This window comes from Amycolatopsis plumensis (genome assembly GCF_042652605.1).
Taxonomy (GTDB): Bacteria; Actinomycetota; Actinomycetes; order Mycobacteriales; family Pseudonocardiaceae; genus Amycolatopsis; species Amycolatopsis plumensis.
The window spans coordinates 4,703,888-4,726,886 of the sequence record NZ_JBHSJY010000001.1; the positions used below are offsets into that span (position 1 = coordinate 4,703,888).

The following is a 22,999-nucleotide window of genomic DNA, read 5'->3' on the forward strand; positions in this document are numbered from 1 at the left end:
TTCACTAGCCGGACGAGCAGGTCGCCGGATCCCGGACGCGCCTACCTTGGAGACCATGGACGTTTCCTGGTCGGATCCGCGGCATGTGCTGGGCGTCGTCGAACGGCTCCTGTCGGCACCCCGGCCCCAGCTGCTCAGCCGGTTCACCGTGGAGCTGGGCAAGCTGATCCCGCACCGCGCGGCCGCGATGCAAACGGGCGACTGCCCCCGCAGCCCGTTCAAGGCCATCGGCGACGAAGCGATCACGCAGGCCGTGACGAGCGTCGAGCTACAGCGGCTCGCCCACCGCAGTGAGCCCGGCAAGGCCCTGGTGATCGACGGCGTCCTCGGAGGCGTCGAGCGTCGCCTGATCCTGCTCGCTTCGACACCCGCGGTGGGCCACGGCGCGATGATCGCCGTAGTGCCGGAGGCCGCGGAGCCGCCGTCGGCAGAGCTGGAGCTGGCGGCTCAGCTGTGGCACATCGTCAGCACCGACGCAGGCCAGCGGGCGACAGACCCGGGCCCGGACGTCCTGGCCAGCAGCCTCGCCGCGGCTTCCGCCCGCGCCCAGGTGATCACCGACCTCGGCCAGACGCACGCGGCGACCCTGGTCACGCTCCTGTCGGTCCTCCGCTCCGGCCGGCTGTCCGACGCCGTCGCCCGCCGCACCGCGGTCGACCTCGCCGCCGACGCGCTGCTCGAGCTCAAAGGCATCGCCGACCGTGACCAGACCATGTCCGCGGAGCCGTCGGAAGCGGCATTCACCGTCCTCAAGGCCCAGCTGGCCGACCTGGTCCGGCACACGGAAGTCGACGTCGACCTCGTCGACCCGGTCGGCGACGCGTCCCTCCCGCAGGACATCGCCCACACGGCACGGACACTGACCCGCGGCCTGGTGCTCGCGGCGTTGGACCGGCCCGCGACCACGCGCTTGAGGGCGTCCTGGCGCGTGGACGGATCGGTGCTACGGATCACCGTCCGCGACGATTGCCCCGAAGTCGCCGACGCGGTCCCGCCCCGCGGCCTGACCGAGCGCCTGACGGCCCTCGGCGGCCACTGGGAGGTCGACGCCGTGCCGGACTGGGGCACAACGGTCACCGCAGTTCTCCCGCTCGGTGTCGCAGAGCCGCCGGAACTGCGTCCGCTCGACCGGCTCAACCCACGCGAACTGGAGGTTCTGTCGGGCATCTCCCAGGGCCTGCGCAACCGGCAGATCGCCGAGCAACTGCAGCTCAGCGAGCACACGGTGAAGTTCCACGTCCGCAACATCCTCGACAAGCTGGACGTGAGCTCCCGCGGGGAGGCGGCTGCACTGGCTCGCGACCTGCCGCTGGAACCGGTGGTGCGCCGCTCCGCCTGAACCAGCTTGACCTCCAGCGGGCTGGAGGTTGCACGCTGCTGATCATGGCCTCGACGATCGACTCCGCACCCCGCCGCCGAAGTGTGCTCTGGACCGCGGAACACCGCCTGACCACGATCGCGCTGCTGCTCGTGGTCACATTGGTCGCGTTCGAGAGCATGGGTGTGGCGACGGCGATGCCGACCTTGGTCGCCGACCTCCACGGTGCTGCGCTCTATTCGTGGCCTTTCACGATCTTCCTGGTCTCCAGCGTGGTTGCGACGGTGCTTTCGGGCCGGATCGGCGACCGCCGTGGCCCAGCGCCCGCCCTGCTGGCGGGACCCGTGCTGTTCGCGGTCGGCCTGGTCGTCGCGGGGACGGCGAGCGGAATGCCGATGCTCCTCTTGGGCCGTGCGCTTCAGGGCTTCGGCTCGGGGTTGCTCCTCGTCTCGGTTTCGCTCCTGATCGCGTTGACGTTCACCGACCACGAACGTCCGGTCATCTACGCCGCGAACGCAGCCGCGTGGGTCCTGCCTGCGGTCATCGGGCCTTCGGTGGCGGGGGTCGTGACGGTCAGCATCGGCTGGCGCTGGGTCTTCCTCGGCTTGGTTCCGCTGGTGGTGGTCGGGGTGCTCATGCTGGTCGTGGTCGTCCGGCGCTTGCCCGCGCACGAACCCGCCACCGGCGGTCGACGGGCCAGCGTGCCGCAGGCGATCGTCGCCGCGCTCGGCGTCGCAGCGTTGACGTGGGCGGCCCAGCACCAGTCGTGGGTCGCGCTCGGCTACGGCACGGTCGGCCTGATCGCGCTGGCCTACGCCCTCCGGACGCTGCTGCCGTTCGGGACGTTGACTTCCCGTCCCGGCCTGCCGACGGTCGTCGCCTCCCGCTCCCTGATCGCCGGGGCATACGCGGGGATGGAGGCGTACCTGCCGCTGACGATGGGTGCGGTCCACGGATACAACCCCGCCCTGGCCGGCCTGCCGCTGACGATCACGGCGTTGGGCTGGTCCGCGGCCTCGGCAGCGCAAGGCCGGTACGTCGACTGGTCGAGGGAGGCGTCGCTGCGCACCGGGTTCTGGCTGGTCGTGGCCGGCCTGGTCGGCTTCGGCCTGGTCTCGCAGCCGTGGTTCCCCGGCTGGATCGCCTTCGTGGCCTGCGCGGTCGGCGGCGCAGGCATGGGGATCGCGATGCCCGCGATCTCCGTCCTCCTGCTCCGCTACTCGCCCGAGGGAGAGCGCGGGTTCAACACCTCGGCGATGCAGCTCGCGGACTGGGTCGGATCCGCGCTGCTCATCGGCCTGGGTGGGGTCCTGCTCGGCGCGGTCGGCTCGGTTCTCGACCCGTCACCGGCGATGGCCCTGCTCACCGTGGCCCTGGTGGTTCTGGCGATGGTGGGTGTCCGGCTGACCGGGCGGTGGCCGTCAAAGGTGTGACAGCCCACTTCGAGGGCCAGGGTGGGCTTCGTCACGCGCTGGAGCGGACTACCCTGGAACAGCGATGACCTATCTCGACCACGCGGCGACCACTCCGATGTTGCCCGAAGCCATAGCGGCGATGACCGAGGCGCTGTCCACCGTGGGCAACGCCTCGGCCCTGCACTCTTCGGGTCGCCGGGCTCGCCGGATGGTCGAGGAAGCCCGCGAAACCATCGCCGAGGCGCTGGGCGCCCGTCCCTCCGAGGTGCTCTTCACCGGCGGGGGCACCGAGAGCGACAACCTCGCGATCAAGGGCATCTATTGGGCCCGCCGCGGCGAGCACGGGCAGCGTCGGCGCATCTTGTGCGGCGCCGCGGAGCACCACGCAGTGCTCGATACCGTCGAATGGCTCGAAGCTCACAGTGGCGCCGAGATCACGTGGCTCGACGTCGACAGCCGGGGACGGGTGTCGCCTGAGGTCCTCCGCACAGCCATCGCAGCGGATCCCGAGTCTGTGGCGTTGGCCACCGCGATGTGGGCGAACAACGAGGTCGGCACGATCAACCCGATCGCCGAGCTGGCGGCGGTGTGCGCCGAGTTCGGCATCCCTTTCCACACCGACGCGGTCCAGGCTGTCGGGGCCGTCCCGGTCGATTTTGCGGCTAGTGGCGCTGCTGCGCTCACCCTGACCGGACACAAGCTCGGTGGCCCGTTCGGTGTGGGAGCGCTTCTGCTGGGGCGTGACGTACCTTGTGCGCCGCTGCTGCACGGCGGAGGCCAGGAGCGCAACATCCGCTCCGGCACCCTGGACGTCCCGGCAATCGTGGGCTTTGCGGCTGCCGTCCGAATCAGCGTCGCGGCCCGAGCCGACTACGCGAAGCGCGTCGAGGAACTTCGGGACGGCCTCGTCGAGGCCGTCCAGCGCGAGGTGCCGGACGCCGTCCTCAACGGTGGAGAGGGCGAGAGGTTACCCAGCCACGCCCACTTCACCTTCCCCGGATGCGCCGGCGACAGCCTGTTGATGCTGCTCGACGCCAAGGGCATCGAATGCTCGACGGGATCTGCCTGCACCGCAGGCGTCGCCCAGCCGAGCCATGTGCTGCTCGCCATGGGGGCCGATCCGGCGGCGGCCCGTGGTTCCCTCCGTTTCTCCCTTGGTCACACATCCACCGCCGCGGACGTCGAGGCGGTGGCTGCGGAGATCGGCGGTGTCGTCATGCGCGCCCGGCAGGCCGGCCTCGCCGGAATGCGCAAGCAGACCCAGAAGCAAGAGGTGTAAGGCAATGCGGGTTTTGGCCGCGATGAGCGGAGGAGTGGACTCGGCGGTCGCCGCGGCGCGCGCGGTCGACGCCGGGCACGACGTCGTAGGTGTGCACCTGGCCCTGTCGGCCAAACCGGGAACGCTGCGGACCGGCTCGCGCGGGTGTTGCACGATCGAGGACTCGCACGACGCCCGGCGGGCCGCTGACATCCTCGGGATCCCGTTCTACATCTGGGACTTCGCCGAGCGCTTCACCGAAGAGGTCGTCGAGACCTTCGTCGGCGAATACGCTGCCGGACGCACACCGAACCCGTGCGTCACCTGCAACGAGAAGATCAAGTTCGAAGCTCTTCTCGAGAAGGCGATGGCGCTCGGATTCGATGCGGTCGCGACAGGTCACTACGCGCGTCTCTCCGTGGTGGACGGTGTGCCCGAGTTGCGTCGCAGTGCGGACAGCGGCAAGGACCAATCGTACGTCCTCGCGTCGTTGACACCGGAACAGCTCAGCCATGCCATGTTCCCCCTGGGCGACTCCTGGAAGACCGACGTGCGAGCCGAGGCGGAGCGGCGAGGCCTCTCCGTCGCCAACAAGCCGGACAGCCACGACATCTGCTTCATCCCGGACGGCGATACCAAGAAGTTCCTGGAGAACCGGCTGGGACAGCGTCCTGGTGAGCTCGTGGACGCGGAAACGGGTGCGCTCCTCGGCCGGCACACCGGGGTGCACGGGTTCACCGTCGGCCAGCGCAAGGGGCTGGGAATCGATGCACCGGCACCGGATGGCCGTCCTCGGTACGTTCTGTCTCTCGAACCGGTGTCGGGCTCCGTCAAGGTGGGCTCCGCGGCCGGGCTCGGCGTCAAGGTGATCGAGGCTGACCGGGCGATCTGGCCCAGCGGACGGCCGCTGAGCGAACCCACCGAGTGCGTGGTCCAGGTCAGGGCCCACGGAGGGATCGTGGACGCGGTCGCCGACGTGGACAACGACACCATGACGGTGCACTTGCGCGAGCCGCTGCGCGGAGTCGCTCCAGGGCAGGTCGTCGTTCTCTACCGCCCTGACCCCGAAGGTGGGGACGTCGTCCTCGGCAGCGCGAAGATCTCAGGAACCCGCTGATCGTCGGTCACCTCCGGTGCTTCTTACGAAGCCGGTTCGTCCGGCGGCGGGCGGGGTGCATCGACGGTGGCGTCGTCGAATGGACCTGTCCTGACGGCGTCGCGACGGTGACGGTGCCTTCCGGCGTGACTTCGTAATCCCAGCCAGGCTGTCCCGCCAGCTTGCCGTGCCGCGAGCAGAAGGTGACTGCCTGGTCCGCAACGCCTTCCGGCTCGCCCTTCGTGCGAGTCGCCTTGATCCCGCAGCTCTGGGCGGGGCGTGTGCATCCTGGCTGTCGGCATTCCTGGTCGCGGACGCGGATGAACTCGTCCTGATCGAGCGTGTAGCGCGTCGGCGACAGCTCGACCGCGTGGCCGGTTCGCGGGTCGGTGAGAACCCGGCGCAGCGTCGTACCGGGGCCGCCGATGATGTGGCGAGCGAGCGCGGCCGCGATGGGCCCGCGACCGGACAACGCGGCCGGGGTCTGATTGAGGCCGAGGTAGGTGGCCAGATCGATGTGCAGAAAGACCTCGGTGCGTTCGCTCGGGCCTCCGTTACCGCCGAGCAGCAGATCGATGGCCACGTCCGCTCGGAGCTGATCCAGCGTTCGCGGTTCGTCCGGCGTCTTCAGCGCACGGGCGGTCTGGTCGACGCGGGCATAGGCTGCGGTTGCCTTCTCGGTGGGTGCGTTGTTGACCGACAGGTGGGTCACGCCGGCGTCCTGGTGGCGGACGGTGAGCCGCCGCTCGACCAGCTTTCGTTCGGTGCGGAGCGCTGCGCCTTCGGGATCGGCCTGCGCAGCGGCGTAGGCCGCGGCTCGGCGGACCTGGGTGGCGTTCTTCCCCGGAACCCGATCTTCGAGCGTTGCGTCGACGACACGGACGTGTTCTCTCGACAGCCATGCCGTCGCGTCGGTGACTTTCATGGCGCGATAAAGGTCGAGCCGGCCGTCATCCATGAGATTCAGCATGCGGGGCAGGCGGGCGATCAGCGCGTTGGCCGCGGAAACGATGGCACTGGCGCGATGTTCCGTTGTGGACAAGGCCAACGCCACTTCCGAGGACGCGCTGGGCGCCTGTCTCCGCCGCACGCTCAGGTCCGCGATCGCTCTCAGCTGCAGAGCTTGCAGCTTCGAGATCTCCGCGTCCGTATCGCGGATCAGGTCGATGACCTGCTCGTCCTTCATGTGCTGCAATGTGTTCGGGTCGGCTCGGATCGACTGCAGCACGAACGGAAGTTCGCCGGCGGCGCTCTGGGCAGCTGCCGGGACGAGCTTGTGGACTGGTTGTGAAGATGTCATGAGTCCGACGGTACGACGGCTCGCGACAAAAGTCATCGAAACGGCGCGAACGGTCCATTCGCGCCGTTCTATTGACTAATCACCATTGTTTGTGCTTCGTTGACGTGAATGGACGTCCACGCTGGGGTTGGAGAAGATTCAATGTCCGAAATAGACAGTCGTTGCTTCGCGACACGTGGCGACGCTCGCCGCTCAGAGCTTGAGCTTGAAGCCTGTGTGGCTGGGCACGAACCCGAGGCGCTCGTAGAACCGGTGCGCTCCTGTCCTGGAGGTGTCCGACGTGAGCTGCACGAGGGCGCACCCGCGCCGCCGCGACTCGTCGATCGCCCAGCGGACGAGATCGGCACCCAGGCCGGTGCCGCGATGGTCGGCGTGGATCCGCACCGCCTCGATCTGGCCGCGAAGCGCGCCGCGCCTGGCGAGACCAGGAATGATCGTCAGCTGCAAGGTGCCGACCGGCTTGTCACCTGTCGCGACGACCATCAGAAGCTGATTCGGATCCGCGTCGATCTCAGCGAAGGCGCGCAGGTAGGGCTCAAGGTCGCCCGGATCGTCCCGAGTGGCGCCGAGTTGGTCGTCCGCCAGCATGTGAACGATCGCCTCGATGTCTTCTCGCCGTGCCCTGCGGATGGTGTAGTCGGCCACAGCGTCAGTATCACAGGACGCGGGAGAACCCTTGGTAGCTGTACTCGAAGCCGAAGCGTGAGTAGAAGTCACGCAGGTCGCCGCGGGTGAGGCCCGAATCAAGGTGGATGCGTGCGCAACCGCGCCGACGGGCTTCGTCGATACCCCAACTGAGGAGCGCGCTGGTCACACCGCGCCGCGCGGTGCCGGCGACGCCGTTGTCGTCCTCGGCCACGACAAGCGCGACGTGCGGGGCGTTCATGAGTGCCTGGAGCGCGGTTGCCAACGGTTCGCCCGGTGCGCCGAACAGGCGCACGGCGCCTCGATGTCCGTGGCCCGGGCGCGTCTGATGACCTCCATTTCATCCAGTATGCAGGAGGCAGGCCGGTAGGCCTGACTGCGACGAGGCGGCTACCCGCAGTGCATGGCCGCGAGTACGTCAGGCCACCGTGTAACGACGAACCCCGTCGACAGCTTGGGCGCTCAGTTTCCCTTGGGTCACCAGGAGGTCGAGGTGCGCTGCGGTCTCCAGAACCGCAAGCATCTGGTTGAAGGAGTCCATTTCGGACAGTTTGCGGTTGCGGCGGGTCCACCCCATCCGGTGCGCGGCTTCGTACGCGCAAGTCGCGCCGGCCGCGATTTGCGACGCTACCGTCTCGAGACGTTGGCGATGGTGCTCCAGCAGTTCGTCGACCCGGGTGTGCACGCTTTCGGACACCGGACCGTGGGCGGGGAGCATGCGGCGGTCCGGCATGGCGCGCACCAGGCGGAGCGAGCCGAGGAAGTCGTTGAGCGGCAACTCGGCCGGCACCGGCTGGAATCCGATGGAGGGGGTGATGTGCGGCAGGACGTGGTCACCGGAGAACAACAGGCCGGCCGTGGCGTCGACGAAGACGACGTGCCCGGACGTGTGTCCCGGAGTGGCGACGACGTCGAATTCGCGCCCGGGCAGGATCGGCCGCGGGCCCGGTGTCAGCCATTCGTCGGGCGCTTCCCAGAGGTCGGCTTCCGTGTGCCGCCGGTTCGTGCCGAACTGCCGGGCGAGCGCTTCCACGACTTCGCCGGCCCCGGCCTGGACCAAGAGGTCGACCTGGGCCTCCATCGGCAGGCGGTCGGGATTGCCGGATGCCTTGAGCGATGGCTCTTCGTCCTGGCCGAGCGCGATCTTCGAACCGAAGTCACGACGGAGGACCACCGCCTGCGAATAGTGGTCCCGATGCACGTGGGTGACGAGGAACTCGCTGACGTCGGCGAGTCCGGCGCCGATCCCGGTCAGAGCGTCGGCGAGCTGTTGCCGGGCCACGGTCAGCGCCCACCCCGAGTCGACCAAGACCAGCTTCTCGCCATCGGTGACCGCGTAGACGTTGACCGCACGCAGAGCATCGTTGGGCAGCGGCAACGGGATCCGGTAGACGCCCGACGTGACCTCGTAGATTCCGGGCTCGGTCCAGTTCCTGTCGCTGCTTTCCGGCAACGGTTCCACGGTGACCTCCCGTCCCGGCGAGACTGCGGCGTCCCGGCCTTTCTTCACCCTGAGCCGTGCCGGGCCCGCTGTCCACCGGGAGGAGATGAGACGCCGGTCACCTCGATCAGTCGGTGTCCTGCTTCAGCGCGGTGTCGATGGTCAGGGCGGCCGCGACCACCATGCTGGCGAGCGGATCCGGCAGCGGGTGAGGGATCTCGACGACGTAGTTGTCGGCCGTGGTGAAGGCGGCTTTGAGGAATCCGCCCCAGGTCTTGGTTACCCGGGCGACCTCGGTGCCGGCGTGGTCGCGGATCGAGAAGTTCCAGGCGCGCCAGTTCTCGGCGAAGATCCCGCCGACCGACCTGCCGTCGACGATGAAGCCGAACCGGATCTTGCCGAAGACGTTCTCCTGGACGATCTCACCGATCGGCGTCTCGTCCGCCCTGGTGACGAGGAACCGGGACTTGAACACCTTCGCCGGCCGGGTCACCTTGAGCACGGTGCTGTGGTTGGCGTCGCGGACCTCGAACTTGTGGGTCAGGAACTGGTCGTAGTTGGTCAGGAGCCGGATCGCCTTCCTCAGCGTGCTCTGACCCACCTCGACGACCCCGCCGAGCTGGTTGCCGTGCTGGTCGAAGACGCCGAACTCGTTGGCCATCTCGATCAGCTTGGCTCGCTGGTTGACCACGAGGACCGGCTCGGTGAACAGGGTCCCGCTGCCGACGCGTGCGGCGCCTCGGCCGCGTGTCGCGCGATTGACCTGGTTCTGGATCCGGGCCGGGTCGTGGGCGCGTTCGATGTCCAGCTCGATCGGCTCGGAATCGCTCGATGGCGGGGAGGGGTGGGCCGGCCGGGTGTCGGCGGTCCAGGCGTGGCCGTCCCACCATCGGTGCAGACGGGGGTCCCGCGCGTCCGGGTACCAGCCCGGCTGCGGTGGCGAACTGGTCATGGCCGGTCAGCCTATCGCCGTGGATGCAGCCATGGTGCCGGTCAAGGGATATGCGGTGAATGTCCGCATCCCGGCGCCCCGGCCGGTGCCGTCGTCCAGGGATCGACCAGAATCGGTGGCCGTGAGTGAGCGAATCTGGGCCAGCGGCGCCGCGACGGCGATCGGCTCGATGCCGGGCAACGATCCCGCCGAAGCGGCCGCCGTCGTGTTCGGCGAGTTGCCCAACTTCCCGCACCTGCCCGAGTTGCCGGCCCGCGGCGTCGGCGCGGACATGCTCGGCCGGACCGCCGCGCTGCTCGTCGATCTGGCCGTCGACGTCGTGCCGAGTGGCTATCGCGTCGCGTCCCGGCCTGGGCACGAGCATCGCCGGGCCGTCGACCTGCTCCGCTGGGATCTCGACGCCGTACAGGAGGCGCGGGAGAAGGCCGGGGTCACCCCGCCGGTCTTCAAGATCCAGCTGGCCGGGCCGTGGACCCTGGGCGCCGGAATCGAATTGCCCCGGGGTCATCGGGTGCTCACCGATCGCGGGGCCCTTCGGGACTTCACGTCGTCCCTCTTGGACGGCCTGGCCGGACATGTCGCGGAGGTGCAGGCCAGGACCGGCGCGCCGGTGGTGGTCCAGTTCGACGAACCGTCGTTGCCCGCGGTGCTGGCCGGCGGCCTGTCGACGCCGTCCGGCTACGGGAACGTCCCGGCGGTGCCGGCGCCCGAGGCCCGCCAGCTGCTCACCACCGTCATCGAGGGCGCCCGCCGGATCACCGATCGCCCGGTCATCCTGCACTGCTGCGCCGCGAAACCGCCGCTCGGTCTGCTGCGGGAGGCCGGCGCGGACGCCTTGGCGTTTGACCTCGCTGCGCTCGACGGTGCCTCCGCCGCGTTCCTCGACGAGATCGGCGAAGTGTGGGACGGCGGGGCCACGTTGTTCCTGGGGGCGGTACCGGCAAGAGCGCCCGGAGCGCCGCCGAGCCTGAAGGATGTCGGCGAGCCGGCGTTCCGGCTGGCCGACCGGCTCGGGTTCAACCGCAGCGTCCTCGCCGAGCGGGCCGTGCCGACGCCTGCCTGCGGCCTCGCGGGCGCGACGCCGGAATGGATGCGCCGCGCCCTCTCGCTCACCCGGGACCTCGGCAAAGCCTTCGTGGAGCCGCCGGAAGGCTGGTGACGGAATCCGGCGACTCGCGGACGTCTGCCCCGGCCGGCAAGTAGCGTTGGCGAGGTAGCCGACCGAACGAGGATCTCCCGAAACCATGCGTCTGTTCCGCCGCAAGAGCACCGCCGCCGACCCGCCCGACCCGCGCACCGCGTGGCCGGAGCAGCCCGTGCCGGATGATCCCGCAGCCGCCGCGGAGGCGTTCTGGCACGGCTGGTTCGAGCTGCTCCCGATGGTCAGCGCGGCTCTGGGGGAGGGTGAGCCGCATCGGGTCGAACACGAGCTCTGCGAGCTGGTGGAGGCGCTGCACCCGCGGCTGCACTTCTCGCTGGAGCGTGGTCGCCAGGCGATCTACGCCCTGGTCGTGACCGGTCAGGAAGACCCTGAAGTGCGGCCGTTCACCGAAGCGTGGCGGGCTGCCGCCCCGCCGGACGACGCGATCTGGGAGTACCACGACTCGGTTCCGCCGGTCCCCGATCCGACCGAGGTCACGGTGAACCTCGGCCAGCACCGGATCTCGCTGGCCGATGTCCGCGTCGTCGCTCAGGTGGACGACGACGAGCAGGTGGTCGACGTCGCCGTCTTCCACCCGCGCTTCGGCGACCTCGACGACGCCACCCGGCAGACCATGACCTTCCTGCCCCTCGACGCGACATTGGGTGAACGGCTCGCCGCCGAACGGTTACGGCGCGTCGAGACGGCCGAAGCCGAGCCCGCCGGCTCCATCACCCTTCTGGAGTTCCGTGAACTGGTCCGCTGGCTGGGCGGCAACCACGACGAAAATGTCGGTACCGCCGACTAGGGTTACCACCCGTGAGCAGCACCGACCTTCCCCAGGACCAGACCGCCGAGGACGTGACCGACGTCCCGGCCGACGTGCGTGAGCGGCACGGCGCCCTCGCCGAGGAACTGCGCAACCACCAGTTCCGCTACTACGTCCTGGACTCGCCGATCATCTCCGACGGGCAGTTCGACGAGCTGCTGGGCGAACTTCAGCAGCTCGAAGACGACTACCCCGGGCTGGTCACGCCCGATTCGCCGACGCAGCGGGTCGGAGGCACGTTCTCGACCGAATTCACCGCGTACGACCACCTCGAGCGCATGCTCAGCCTGGACAACGTGTTCGACTGGGACGAGTTCCTGGCGTGGGTGGAACGCGTCGAGAAGGAGGTCGGGCAGACCGAGTTCCTGGCCGAGCTGAAGATCGACGGCCTGGCGATCAACCTGCTGTACGAAAACGGCCGCCTCACCCGGGCGCTCACCCGCGGCGACGGCCGGACGGGGGAGGACGTCACGCTGAATGTCCGCACCCTCGACCAAGTTCCGGAAACGCTCACCGCCACCGACCAGTTCCCGGTGCCCGCCCTGGTCGAGGTGCGCGGCGAGGTCTACTTCCGCGTCGAGGACTTCCTCGAGCTGAACGCGAAGATGGTCGAGGCGGGCAAGCCGCCGTACGCGAATCCGCGCAATACCGCGGCCGGCTCGCTGCGGCAGAAGGACCCGAAGATCACGCGCGAGCGGCGGCTCCGGCTGATCTGCCACGGTCTCGGCAAGCGCGACGGTTTCGAGCCCCAGCGTCAATCGGAGGCGTACGACGCGCTGGCGGCTTGGGGGCTACCGGTGTCGCCGCACAGCAAAGTTCTGACGTCGGCCGACGAACTCACCGCACACATCACCTACTGGGGTGAACACCGGCACGACGCCGAGCACGAGATCGACGGCGTGGTCATCAAGGTCGACAGGGTGGCGCTGCAACGGCGGCTCGGTACGACGTCACGCGCGCCACGGTGGGCGATCGCGTACAAGTACCCGCCCGAAGAAGCCATCACGACGCTGCTGGACATCCAGGTCAACGTCGGGCGGACCGGACGGGTGACCCCGTTCGCCGTCACCGAGCCGGTCAAGGTCGCGGGGTCGACCGTCGCGCGGGCCACCCTGCACAATCAGGAAGAGGTCAAGCGCAAGGGCGTGCTGATCGGCGACCGGATCGTCATCCGGAAGGCCGGTGACGTCATCCCCGAGGTCCTCGGGCCGGTGGTGGACGCGCGAACCGGGGACGAGCGCGAGTTCGTCATGCCCACCCACTGCCCGGCCTGCGGTACCGAACTCGCCTACCAGAAAGAGGGCGACAAGGACATCCGGTGCCCGAACAGCCGGTTCTGCCCTGCGCAGCTGCGAGAGCGTCTGTTCAGCCTGGCCGCGCGCGGCGCGTTCGACATCGAAGTTCTGGGATACGAAGCGGCGGCTGCGCTGCTCGACGCGCGGGTAATCGCCGACGAGGGCGACGTCTTCGACCTCGACGAGGACAGCCTCGCCGAGGTGGAACTCTTCCGCACCAAAGCCGGCGAGTTGTCGGCGAACGCGCGGAAGCTGCTCGCCAACCTGGAGGTGGCGAAGGACCGGCCGTTGTGGAAGGTGCTGGTCGCTTTGTCGATCCGGCATGTCGGTCCGACCGCGGCGCAGGCGCTGGCGCGGGAGTTCGGCTCGATCGAGCGCATCGAGCAGGCGACCGAGGAGGAGCTCGCGGACGTCGACGGCGTCGGCCCGACCATCGCCCGCGCGACGCAGGAGTGGTTCGAGGTCGGCTGGCACCGGGAGATCGTCGAAAAATGGCGACGCGCCGGCGTCCGGATGGAAGAGGAACGCGACGACTCGATCCCGCGCAACCTCGAGGGCCTGTCGATCGTGGTGACGGGCTCGCTCGACGGCTTCTCCCGCGACGAGGCCAAGGAAGTCATCATGGCCCGCGGTGGCAAGGCCGCCGGGTCGGTCTCGAAGAAAACCGCTTTCGTCGTCGTCGGGGACTCGCCTGGTTCGAAATACGACAAGGCGGTTCAGCTCAAGGTGCCGGTGCTCGACGAAGGCGGCTTCCGCGTCCTACTGGAGCAGGGCCCCGACGCGGCGCGGGAGGTGGCGCTGCCGGCCGGCAATGAGACCGCCGAAGAGGAGACTGGGGGAACGGATGGGTGAGGTCGAGATTCGGCCGCCGCGGGCCGAGGAGTACGCCGCGGCCGGCGAGGTCACGGTCCAGGCGTACGAAGCCGACGGCCACCTGGCCGACGACGTCGGCTACGACGCCAAGCTGCGTGACGTCGCGCGGCGGGCCGAGGCGGCTGAGGTCCTCGTCGCCGTGGACGCGGCGAGGAACGTGGTCGGCACCGTGACCATCGTGCGGCCCGGGTCGGAGTACGCCGAGATCTCGCGTCCGGGGGAGCTGGAGTTCCGGATGCTGGCGGTGGCGCCGTCCGCGCGTGGCCGCGGTGTCGGCGAAGCCTTGATCAAGGCTGTCTTCGACCGCGCTCGGGCGCTGGGGCTCCGCAAGGTGGTGCTGAGCAGTCTCGACCGGATGCACAGCGCGCATCGGCTCTACGAACGTCTCGGGTTCACGCGTCTGGCCGAGCGGGACTGGCGGCCGTTTCCGCACATCAGCCTCATCGCCTACCAGATCGACCTCTGACCTGAGCCTCGTCGAAAGGGACGAACCCGCGGAGGGCTCGTCCCTTTTCGACGACGTGCGGGGCTACCCGTCGAGGACGACCGCGACGATGCCGGCGAGGTGGGCGAGCCGGGCGACCTCGGCGGCGCGGAAGTTCGGGCCGCCGGGGCGGGCGACGAGCAGCGCCTTGCCCGGCTTGCCGAGCGGGGTCGCCGCGAGCTCGGTGCCGAGCTCCTTCCACGTCTCCGGGATCCAGGCCTCCTCGCTGTCGAGGACCGTCGCGCGTTCGAGCGGCAGCCACGGCAGGTCGGTGATCGGGGTCTCCGGGGCCGCGCTGGACGAGGCCAGCCGGACCGCGCCGGTCTCCGAATGTTCGACGATCATCGCCCAGCCGGCGCGCACGATCCGGGGGACACCCTCGGCGAGGATGTCGAGGCCGGACTTCGGCTGCGCGGCGATCTCCTCGACGAGCTCGAGCTCGCGATGCGTGTCGAGGACGCCCGCGTAGGGACGGACCGCGTCCACTTCGACGCCCTCGACGCTCTCCGCCGCCGTAATCAGCGCGTCGGGCAGGCGGCCCGACGGGAGCTCGACCACCAGGTCGTCGACGGCGACTCCGCTGCCGCGCTCGACGACGTCCACGCTGAGGATGTCGGCGCCTACCGTGCCGAGCGCCGTGGCCACCGCGCCGAGGGTCCCCGGGCTGTCCGGAAGGAGGACCCGGATCAGGAACGACACCACGCGCCCCTCTCACCTCTGGCGTCCCAGCCTTGCCGTGGGACGCTCGATGCCGGTCGCCGATTGTGACAGACCCACTCGGCTCGCGGGACCTGCTGTCCGCCGGGCGGGATGTGAGAGTCGCCGGACGGCAGCCTGCCTGCGCCGGGCGTAACCCAGTCGAGTCCGCCCGCGCCGCCACCATAGACTTGCAGCTTCCGAGACAACCCGCACAGCACAACCCGGGAGTCACCCGCGTGCCCAACATTTCCCGAGACGAGGTCGCGCACCTCGCGAAGCTGGCCAGGCTGGCTGTGACCGACGACGAAATCGACGTCTTCGCCGGCCAGCTCGACCAGATCCTGGACTCGGTGGCCAAGGTGAGCGAGGTCGCCGCCGCCGACGTGCCGCCCACGTCGCACGCCGTGCCGCTGACGAACGTCTTCCGACAGGACGTGGTCGTCCCCGGGCTCACGCAGCAGCAGGCGCTGGCCGGTGCGCCGGCCGCCGAAGAGGGCCGTTTCCGGGTGCCGCGGATTCTGGGGGAAGAGCAGTGACCGAGCTCATCAAGCTGACCGCCGCGGAGCTGGCGGACAAGATCCACTCGCGCGAGGTGTCCGCGGTCGAGGTCACGCAGGCCCACCTGGACCGGATCGCCGAGGTCGACGACCACATCCACGCGTTCCTGCACGTCGACACCGAGGGCGCGCTGGCCGCGGCCAAGAAGGTCGACGAGGGCATCGCCGAAGGCAACGCGCCCGCGTCTCCGCTGGCCGGCGTGTCGCTCGCGCTCAAAGATGTGCTGACCACCGAAGGCGTCCCGACCACCTGTGGTTCGAAAACGCTCGAAGGCTGGCTGCCGCCGTACGACGCGACCGTGACGCGCAAGCTGCGTGAGGCCGGTGTCGTCATCCTCGGCAAGACGAACATGGACGAGTTCGCCATGGGGTCGTCGACCGAGAACTCCGCGTACGGGCCCACGCACAACCCGTGGGACCACGCCCGCATCCCGGGTGGGTCGGGCGGTGGCTCGTCGGCGTCGATCGCGGCGTTCGAGGCCGCCATCGCGATCGGCACCGACACCGGTGGGTCGATCCGGCAGCCCGGGTCGGTGACCGGGACAGTCGGGGTCAAGCCGACCTACGGCGGGGTGTCGCGGTACGGCCTGGTCGCTTTTTCGTCTTCGCTCGACCAGGCCGGGCCCTGCGCGCGGACGGTGCTCGACGCCGCCCTGCTGCACGAGGTCATCGCCGGGTACGACCCGCGGGACTCGACCTCCATCGACGCGCCGGTGCCGCCGGTCGTCGCTGCTGCGCGCCAGGGCGCGAACGGTGACCTGAAGGGCGTCAAGATCGGCGTCGTGAAGGAGTTCGGCGGCGACGGCTACCAGCCGGGCGTGCTGCGGTCGTTCCAGGCCGCGGTCGAGCAGCTGCGCGCGCTCGGGGCCGAGGTCGTCGAGGTCTCTTGCCCGAATTTCGTCTACGCGCTGCCCGCGTACTACTTGATCGCCCCGAGCGAGTGCTCGTCGAACCTCGCGAGGTTCGACGCCATGCGCTACGGCCTGCGCGTCGCCGACGACGGCACGCACAGCGCCGAAGAGGTCATGTCGCTCACTCGCGAGAAGGGGTTCGGCGCCGAGGTCAAGCGGCGGATCATGCTGGGCACCTACGCGTTGTCGTCCGGCTACTACGACGCCTACTACGGCTCGGCGCAGAAGGTGCGCACGCTCATCACGCGTGACTTCGACGCCGCCTTCGAGCAGGTCGATGTCCTCGTTTCGCCCACGACGCCGACCACGGCGTTCAAGATCGGCGAGCGCGTCGACGACCCGATGGCGATGTACCTCGCCGACCTGTGCACGATCCCGTCGAACCTCGCCGGCAACGCCGCCATGAGCGTGCCGAGCGGGCTGTCCGACGAGGACGGGCTGCCCGTCGGGCTGCAGATCATGGCCCCGGCGCTCGCCGACGACCGGCTCTACCGGGTCGGTGCCGCCTACGAGGCCGCCCGCGACGCCGCCGCCGGTGGGGCGCTCATCCACAAGGTCCCGGAGCTGGGAGGAACGAAGTGACTGCCGTGGCCGAGTTGATGGACTACGCCGACGTCGTCGAGCGGTTCGACCCGGTGCTCGGGCTCGAGGTCCACGTCGAGCTGAACACGAACACGAAGATGTTCTGCGGCTGCCCGAACGAGTTCGGCGGCGAGCCGAACACGAAGGTCTGCCCGACCTGCCTCGGCCTGCCCGGGGCGCTGCCGGCGGTCAACGGCAAAGCCGTCGAGGGGGCCATCCGGATCGGCCTCGCGCTGAACTGCGAGATCGCCGAGTGGTGCCGGTTCGCGCGGAAGAACTACTTCTACCCGGACATGCCGAAGAACTTCCAGACCTCGCAGTACGACGAGCCGATCGCCTTCAACGGCTACCTCGACGTCACGCTCGACGACGGCGAGGTCGTGCGCGTGGAAATCGAGCGCGCGCACATGGAGGAGGACACCGGCAAGTCGCTGCACGTCGGCGGCGCCACCGGGCGGATCCACGGTGCCGAGCACTCGCTGCTCGACTACAACCGGGCCGGCGTGCCGTTGATCGAAATCGTGACGAAGCCGATCGAGGGCACCGGTGAGCGGGCGCCCGAGGTGGCGCGGGCTTACGTGAGTGCGCTGCGGGACCTGCTGCGCGCGCTCGACGTGTCCGACGTCCGGATGGACCAGGGCTCGCTGCGGTGCGACGCGAACGTCTCGCTGATGGCCAAGGACGCGACCGAGTTCGGCACGCGCACCGAGACGAAGAACGTCAACTCGCTGCGCAGCGTCGAGCGCGCCGTCCGCTACGAGATGACGCGGCAGGCGGCGATCCTCGCCGAGGGCGGTTCGATCAAGCAGGAGACGCGGCACTTCCAGGAGGCCGACGGCACCACGTCGTCGGGCCGGACGAAGGAGACCGCGGAGGACTACCGGTACTTCCCGGAGCCCGACCTGGTCCCGATCGCGCCGTCGCGGGAGTGGGTCGAGGAGCTGCGCGGGACGCTGCCGGAGATGCCGTCCGAGCGGCGGAAGCGGATCCAGCAGGAATGGTCGCTTTCCGACGAGGCCCTGCGTGACCTGCTGAACGTCGGTGCGGTCGACTTCGTCGCGGCCACCGTCGAGGCCGGCGCGTCGCCGGACGACGCGCGTGGCTGGTGGGTCAACACCCTGGCCCAGGAGGCCAACGCCCGCGAAGTCGAGCTGGCCGAGCTGGCGATCACCCCGGCCCAGGTGGCCGAGGTGATCGGGCTGGTCACGTCCGGCGAACTGACGAACAAGCTGGCGAAGGAAGTCGTCCAGGGCGTGCTCGCCGGCGAGGGTGAGCCGCGGGAGGTCGTCGAGAAGCGCGGGCTGAAGGTCGTCTCGGACGACTCGGCGCTGCTCGCGGCGATCGACGAGGCCCTGGCGGCGCAGCCGGACGTCGCGGACAAGATTCGCGGTGGGAAGGTCGCCGCGGCGGGCGCCATCGTCGGCGCGGTCATGAAAGCGACCAAGGGGCAGGCCGACGCCAAGCGGGTGCGCGAGCTGATCATCGAGCGCGTCGGTTCCTGACCGTTTTCATGACACAGCCGTTCTCCGTCAAAAGCGTCACCTGGCGCGAGTGGCTCGGCCTGGCGGCCGGGCTGCTCGCGCTGGGTTCGACGTTTCTGCCGTGGACCACGCTGACCGCCACCCGACCGGACATCGAGGGCATCCTCGCGCAGCTGCCCCACGGTGACGTCGTCCGCGACGCGTGGCACTCGGGCTTCTTCGCCTGGTGCCCGCCGTTGCCGTTGTTGCTGGCCGGGCTGGTCGTGGTCGTTTTCGGGCGAATCCGGACCCTGCGCGTCAGCGGCCTGCCGCAGCTGTGGCTGGTGGTCGCGGCGGCGTCGCTGCTGCTGATGGCGCTGGGCTGGGCGACGCTGGACTGGGAGTTCGACGCCGACCAGCGCGGTATCTTCGAGGCCGCCGGGGTCGCGATCGAGCCCGGCCTCGGCCGGTACCTCGGGTTGGTCGCGGCATTGGTTTCCGGCGTTGCCTCTTTCCTGGACATGCGGGCGATGCGGGCGGAGAGCCGGCAGCCGCGGAAGACCCGCAGCAAGAGCAGCTGATCTTCGCTGCCGCTTCGGTAAGAGTCCTACCGCTGGAGAATTCCCGACCGGCTGCGCGAGTCGTCCGACCGGTTGATAGCGACCGTTGACAACGTTGACATCGCGTTCGCCCGTTGCACGAGAAAGCGCTTTCTGGAACGGTCGAAGAGGTCAGCCTGGCCGTGGAAGCCGCCGTCCGCGGGTGCCCGGGCGGCGTGGATCGGCGCTGCTGGGGCGCCGGAGCCGTGGAGGGAGACCCGGGTTGGCTCAGGGAAAGCGCTTACGGGTGGCGGTCGTCGGAACCGGGGTCATCGCGGAAAGCCACCGGACCGCCTTCGAGGTCCACCGCGAAGACGTCGACATCGTGGCCGCCGCCGATGTCGACGAGGCACGGGTCGCCGCGTTCTGCGCCGCGACCTACCACGCCAAGCCCTACCACGACCTGGGCACGCTGCTTGCCGAGCAGGAACCGGACCTCGTCTCGATCTGCACGCCGCCGAGCCTGCACGTCGAGCAGACGAAGAAGGCGCTCGCGAGCGGGGCCTGGGTCTGGTGCGAGAAGCCGCCCTGCCGGTCGCTCGCCGAGTACGACGAGATGACCGTCGCCGAGCGGGACGGTGGTCCGTATGCCGCCTTCGTCTACCAGCAGCGGTCCGGCTCGGCCACCGCGCACTTCCGGGAGCTGCTCTCCCGCGGAGAGCTGGGACGCCCGCTCGTCGCGCACTGCCAGACCACCTGGTACCGCGATGCTGCCTACTACGCGGTGCCGTGGCGGGGACGCTGGGAGACCGAAGGTGGCGGCCCGGCCATGGGCCACGGCATCCACCAGATGGATCTGCTGCTCCACCTGCTCGGTGACTGGGCCGAGGTGCGGGCGATGACCGCTCGGCTCGTGCACGACGTCGAGACCGAGGACGTCTCCACCGCGCTGGTCCGATTCGAATCGGGCGTGCTCGCGACCGTCGTCAACAGCGTGCTTTCACCGGACGAGGTGAGCCGGATCCGGATCGACTGCGAGCGCGCCACCGCGGAGCTCACCCACCTCTACGGGTACGGCGTCAAGGACTGGCGCTACACGCCGGCGCCGCACGTCGGCGGGGAGGCCGCCGAGCGGTGGCACACCCCGGCCGCCGACGTCGACAGCTCGCACGCCGCCGCGTTCGCGCCGATCCTCGCCGCCCACCGGGCCGGGCTGCGGCCGCCGTGCAGCGGGGACGACGGGCGGCAGGTTCTCGAGTTCATCGCCGCGCTCTACAAGTCCGCGTCCACCGGGCTCGGCGTGCGCCGCGGGGAGATCGGGCCCGGTGACCCCTTCTACCGCTCCATGGCGGGCGACCAGGCGGGAGGCCGCGGATGAGCGCAACGATCACGGTGACCCACCGGCACGGCGAGCACGTGGCCGTCGAGGCGGGCGCCGTCCAGCTGATGTCCTATGTGTACAAGCCCGACCCGGTGGCCTTCGAGTCGCGCAAACCCTACGCCCACCCGCTGCGGACCCTCGGCGGCCGGGCCGTCAGCGGGTACCGGCCCGCCGACCACCGCTGGCACAAGGGCCTGCAGATGACCGCGAGCCACCTGTCCGGGCAGAACTTCTGGGGCGGGCACACCTACGTCCCCGGCGACTGGTACCAGGAGCTGCCCGACCGCATCGGCTCGATGCGGCACGACGAATTCGCTGCCTTCACCGTCGAACGCGATCGGCTGAGCTTCACCGAGGGCCTCTCCTGGGTCGCCAACGGCGGGGAGGAGTGGGCGCGGGAGCGGCGCGACATCGTCGTCCACTCGGTCGAGCCGGACCTGGGGTCCTGGGCGCTCGACTGGGGGATCGAGCTGACGAACATCCGTGACACCGCGCTCGTGTTCGGCAGCCCGACCACCGCGGGCCGCGAGCGGGCCGGGTACACCGGGCTGCACTGGCGGGGGCCCCGGGACTTCGGCGGTGGCCGCGTCCTCGGCCCCGGCGACCTCGAAGGCGAGGCGATGATGGGCACGCAGGCGCCGTGGCTCGCGTTCGTCGGCGAGCACGACGGCGTCGACGCGCATTCGACGCTCGTCTTCGCCCACGCGCCCGAGAACGACAAGGCGATCCACGAGTCGCACTGGTTCGTCCGAACCGGGGAACAGCCCATGGTCGCGTTCTCATGGGCGTTTTTTGACGAATTCGAACTGCCGCCGGGCGAGAGCTTCGCCTACCGCTACCGGATCGTCGCCGCCGATGGGGCCTGGGACCGCGACCGGGTGACCCGCTACCTCGACGGGCACGGTTGGTCATGAACGAATTTCCGCTACCGGGTGGCATCGGCGTCTCGCACCTGCGCGCCTACGACTGGGCGGCCGAAGACGGCGTCTGCGGGGGCAGCCCGCACGTCCACCTCGCCTGCACCGAGGCCTACGTCGTCACCGGGGGCCGGGGCGCCGTCCAGACGTTGAGCGGTGACGGCTACGCGGAGACGCCGCTGTCGGCCGGGGTCATCGCGTGGTTCGCGCCCGGCACCGTGCACCGGATGGTGCAGGACGACGGCCTGCGCGTCACGGTCCTCATGCAGAACAGCGGGCTGCCGGAGGCCGGGGACGCCGTCTTCACGTTCCCGCCCGACGTGCTCGCCGACCCGGCCGCCTACGCCGCGGCCGCCGCGTTGCCGAAAACCGACCACGCCGCTCGGCAACGCCGTGACCTGGCCGTTCGCGGGTACCTGCCGCTGCGGGACGCCCTGCGGGACGGCGATCCGGAACCGCTGCGGGCGTTCCACCGGGCGGCCGTCGCGCTCGTCACGCCGAAGGTCGCAGAGTGGGTACCGCGCTGGCAGGCCGGGGCGCTGCGGGCCGCCGAGCTGACCGGCGCTCATCTGAAGGCGCTCGCCGACGGCGACGGGAGCCACCTCGACCGGTCCGGCCTGCGGGTCGCGACGCCGTCGAACCCGGACGGCTACGGCATGTGCGGGCGCCGCACCGAATACGACATCCCGCTCGACCAGGAAGGCTTGCAGTGATGAACCAGTCCAGCATCGGAGTGCTGCTCAACGGGGTGACGGGCCGGATGGGCTACCGGCAGCACCTGCTCCGGTCGGTCCTGGCGATCCGCGAACAGGGCGGTGTCGCCCTGCCGGACGGCAGCCGCGTCCAGCTCGAGCCGATCCTCGCCGGGCGCAACGCCGCGAAGCTCAAGGACCTCGCCGACCGGCACGGCCTCACGGCGTGGACCACGGACACCGACTCCGCGCTGCAAGACGTCGACGTCTACTTCGACGCGCAGCTGACGTCGGCGCGCGAGCCGTCGGTGCGGGCGGCGATCGCCGCGGGCAAGCACGTCTACGCCGAGAAGCCCCTTGCCGAAAAACTGACATCGGCGCTGGAGCTGGCGGGCCTCGCGCGGGACGCCGGGATCTGCCACGGCGTCGTGCACGACAAGCTGTTCCTGCCCGGGCTGCTCAAGCTGCGGCGGCTGGTCGACGGCGGGTTCTTCGGGCGGATCCTGTCGGTGCGCGGCGAGTTCGGCTACTGGGTGTTCGAGGGCGACTGGCAGGAGGCCCAGCGCCCGAGCTGGAACTACCGCGCCGAGGACGGCGGCGGGATCGTGCTCGACATGTTCTGCCACTGGAATTACGTGCTCGAGAACCTCTTCGGCCGCGTCTCGGCGGTGACGGCCAAGGCGGTGACGCACATCCCGCGCCGCTGGGACGAACAGGGCGAGGCGTACGCGGCGACGGCGGACGACGCCGCGTACGGCATCTTCGAGCTGGAGTCGGGGGTCATCGCACAGATCAACTCGTCCTGGTCGACGCGGGTCTTCCGCGACGAGCTGGTCGAGTTCCAGGTCGACGGCACCGAAGGCAGCGCGGTCGCCGGGCTGCGGCGCTGCCGCGTCCAGCACCGCTCGGCGACGCCCAAGCCGGTCTGGAACCCGGATCTGCCGGCCACCGAACCCTTCCGCGACCAGTGGCAGGAAGTGCCGGACAACGCCGAGTTCGACAACGGCTTCAAGGCGCAGTGGGAGGAGTTCGTGCGGGACGTCGTCGCCGGGCGGCCGCACCGGTACGACTTCTTCTCGGCCGCCCGGGGGCTGCAGGTGGCGGAGGCCGGGCTGACGTCGTCCGCGGAAGGGCGGCGGGTGGAGCTGAAGCCGCTGAGCTGACCGGCCGGAGTGTGGCGGGCCCGCGCGCCGGCGCGCGGGTCACACCGTGGT

Annotated in this window: 22 protein-coding genes; 16 read left to right on the forward strand and 6 right to left on the reverse strand. The window is 69.9% G+C overall.

What is annotated here, in order from left to right; genetic code table 11:
• Positions 1–55: 55 nt before the first annotated feature.
• The 4 genes from ACFPLC_RS22750 to mnmA all read left to right on the forward strand — a co-directional run bounded on the left by ACFPLC_RS22750 (position 56) and on the right by mnmA (position 5,108).
• Positions 56–1,339, forward strand: a complete 1,284-nt coding sequence (locus ACFPLC_RS22750; protein WP_378196171.1) for a helix-turn-helix transcriptional regulator — start codon at positions 56–58, stop codon at positions 1,337–1,339.
• Between the two features lie 44 nt (positions 1,340–1,383).
• A complete protein-coding gene (locus ACFPLC_RS22755) occupies positions 1,384–2,751 on the forward strand; it encodes an MFS transporter (protein WP_378196168.1) in 1,368 nt (455 codons plus the stop codon).
• A gap of 64 nt (positions 2,752–2,815) precedes the next feature.
• Positions 2,816–4,012, forward strand: coding sequence for a cysteine desulfurase family protein (locus tag ACFPLC_RS22760; protein ID WP_378196165.1), 1,197 nt, complete (start codon positions 2,816–2,818; stop codon positions 4,010–4,012).
• Positions 4,013–4,016: 4 nt separating this feature from the next.
• Positions 4,017–5,108 carry a tRNA 2-thiouridine(34) synthase MnmA gene (gene mnmA, locus ACFPLC_RS22765; RefSeq protein ID WP_378196467.1) on the forward strand — a complete coding sequence of 364 codons (1,092 nt, stop codon included), beginning with the start codon at positions 4,017–4,019 and terminating at the stop codon, positions 5,106–5,108.
• Between the two features lie 7 nt (positions 5,109–5,115).
• On the opposite strand, the gene ACFPLC_RS22770 is transcribed toward mnmA, so the two are convergent.
• The 5 genes from ACFPLC_RS22770 to ACFPLC_RS22790 form a co-directional block, all read right to left on the reverse strand.
• On the reverse strand, positions 5,116–6,387 hold the full coding sequence (locus tag ACFPLC_RS22770; RefSeq protein ID WP_378196162.1) for a DUF222 domain-containing protein: 1,272 nt from the start codon (positions 6,385–6,387) through the stop codon (positions 5,116–5,118).
• A 192-nt stretch (positions 6,388–6,579) separates the two neighbouring features.
• Positions 6,580–7,032, reverse strand: a complete 453-nt coding sequence (locus ACFPLC_RS22775; protein WP_378196158.1) for a GNAT family N-acetyltransferase — start codon at positions 7,030–7,032, stop codon at positions 6,580–6,582.
• Positions 7,033–7,042: 10 nt separating this feature from the next.
• Positions 7,043–7,327, reverse strand: a complete 285-nt coding sequence (locus ACFPLC_RS22780; protein WP_378196155.1) for a GNAT family N-acetyltransferase — start codon at positions 7,325–7,327, stop codon at positions 7,043–7,045.
• A 123-nt stretch (positions 7,328–7,450) separates the two neighbouring features.
• Positions 7,451–8,494, reverse strand: coding sequence for an MBL fold metallo-hydrolase (locus ACFPLC_RS22785; RefSeq protein WP_378196152.1), 1,044 nt, complete (start codon positions 8,492–8,494; stop codon positions 7,451–7,453).
• 106 nt (positions 8,495–8,600) lie between these two features.
• Positions 8,601–9,425 carry an LURP-one-related family protein gene (locus ACFPLC_RS22790; protein WP_378196149.1) on the reverse strand — a complete coding sequence of 275 codons (825 nt, stop codon included), beginning with the start codon at positions 9,423–9,425 and terminating at the stop codon, positions 8,601–8,603.
• 121 nt (positions 9,426–9,546) lie between these two features.
• Here ACFPLC_RS22790 and ACFPLC_RS22795 point away from each other — a divergent pair, with 121 nt between their 5' ends.
• From ACFPLC_RS22795 to ACFPLC_RS22810, 4 genes are all read left to right on the forward strand, one after another.
• A complete protein-coding gene (locus ACFPLC_RS22795) occupies positions 9,547–10,584 on the forward strand; it encodes a uroporphyrinogen decarboxylase/cobalamine-independent methonine synthase family protein (RefSeq protein WP_378196146.1) in 1,038 nt (345 codons plus the stop codon).
• Between the two features lie 85 nt (positions 10,585–10,669).
• Positions 10,670–11,374 (forward strand): hypothetical protein, encoded by a 705-nt coding sequence (locus ACFPLC_RS22800; protein WP_378196143.1) that lies wholly within the window; start codon positions 10,670–10,672, stop codon positions 11,372–11,374.
• An 11-nt stretch (positions 11,375–11,385) separates the two neighbouring features.
• The gene (gene ligA / locus ACFPLC_RS22805) at positions 11,386–13,542 is read left to right on the forward strand and encodes an NAD-dependent DNA ligase LigA (protein WP_378196140.1); all 2,157 of its coding nucleotides are present in this window, start codon (positions 11,386–11,388) and stop codon (positions 13,540–13,542) included.
• Positions 13,535–14,029, forward strand: coding sequence for a GNAT family N-acetyltransferase (locus tag ACFPLC_RS22810; protein WP_378196137.1), 495 nt, complete (start codon positions 13,535–13,537; stop codon positions 14,027–14,029). Before ligA ends, ACFPLC_RS22810 begins: the two co-directional genes overlap by 8 nt.
• A gap of 63 nt (positions 14,030–14,092) precedes the next feature.
• On the opposite strand, the gene ACFPLC_RS22815 is transcribed toward ACFPLC_RS22810, so the two are convergent.
• Positions 14,093–14,746, reverse strand: a complete 654-nt coding sequence (locus ACFPLC_RS22815) for an ACT domain-containing protein (RefSeq protein ID WP_043781008.1) — start codon at positions 14,744–14,746, stop codon at positions 14,093–14,095.
• 236 nt (positions 14,747–14,982) lie between these two features.
• Here ACFPLC_RS22815 and gatC point away from each other — a divergent pair, with 236 nt between their 5' ends.
• From gatC to ACFPLC_RS22855, 8 genes are all read left to right on the forward strand, one after another.
• On the forward strand, positions 14,983–15,282 hold the full coding sequence (gatC, locus tag ACFPLC_RS22820; protein WP_043780795.1) for an Asp-tRNA(Asn)/Glu-tRNA(Gln) amidotransferase subunit GatC: 300 nt from the start codon (positions 14,983–14,985) through the stop codon (positions 15,280–15,282).
• Positions 15,279–16,796 (forward strand): Asp-tRNA(Asn)/Glu-tRNA(Gln) amidotransferase subunit GatA, encoded by a 1,518-nt coding sequence (gatA, locus tag ACFPLC_RS22825; protein ID WP_378196132.1) that lies wholly within the window; start codon positions 15,279–15,281, stop codon positions 16,794–16,796. The genes gatC and gatA overlap by 4 nt, the downstream gene beginning before the upstream one ends.
• Positions 16,793–18,298, forward strand: coding sequence for an Asp-tRNA(Asn)/Glu-tRNA(Gln) amidotransferase subunit GatB (gene gatB, locus ACFPLC_RS22830; RefSeq protein WP_378196129.1), 1,506 nt, complete (start codon positions 16,793–16,795; stop codon positions 18,296–18,298). Before gatA ends, gatB begins: the two co-directional genes overlap by 4 nt.
• An 8-nt stretch (positions 18,299–18,306) precedes the next feature.
• Positions 18,307–18,837 carry a hypothetical protein gene (locus ACFPLC_RS22835; protein WP_378196126.1) on the forward strand — a complete coding sequence of 177 codons (531 nt, stop codon included), beginning with the start codon at positions 18,307–18,309 and terminating at the stop codon, positions 18,835–18,837.
• Between the two features lie 265 nt (positions 18,838–19,102).
• Positions 19,103–20,173, forward strand: coding sequence for a Gfo/Idh/MocA family protein (locus ACFPLC_RS22840; protein ID WP_378196123.1), 1,071 nt, complete (start codon positions 19,103–19,105; stop codon positions 20,171–20,173).
• Complete coding sequence (locus tag ACFPLC_RS22845; RefSeq protein WP_378196120.1) at positions 20,170–21,090, forward strand: DUF6807 domain-containing protein; 921 nt, start codon at positions 20,170–20,172, stop codon at positions 21,088–21,090. The genes ACFPLC_RS22840 and ACFPLC_RS22845 overlap by 4 nt, the downstream gene beginning before the upstream one ends.
• Complete coding sequence (locus tag ACFPLC_RS22850; protein WP_378196117.1) at positions 21,087–21,806, forward strand: cupin; 720 nt, start codon at positions 21,087–21,089, stop codon at positions 21,804–21,806. The genes ACFPLC_RS22845 and ACFPLC_RS22850 overlap by 4 nt, the downstream gene beginning before the upstream one ends.
• The gene (locus ACFPLC_RS22855; protein ID WP_378196114.1) at positions 21,806–22,948 is read left to right on the forward strand and encodes a Gfo/Idh/MocA family protein; all 1,143 of its coding nucleotides are present in this window, start codon (positions 21,806–21,808) and stop codon (positions 22,946–22,948) included. The genes ACFPLC_RS22850 and ACFPLC_RS22855 overlap by 1 nt, the downstream gene beginning before the upstream one ends.
• Positions 22,949–22,999: the final 51 nt, after the last annotated feature.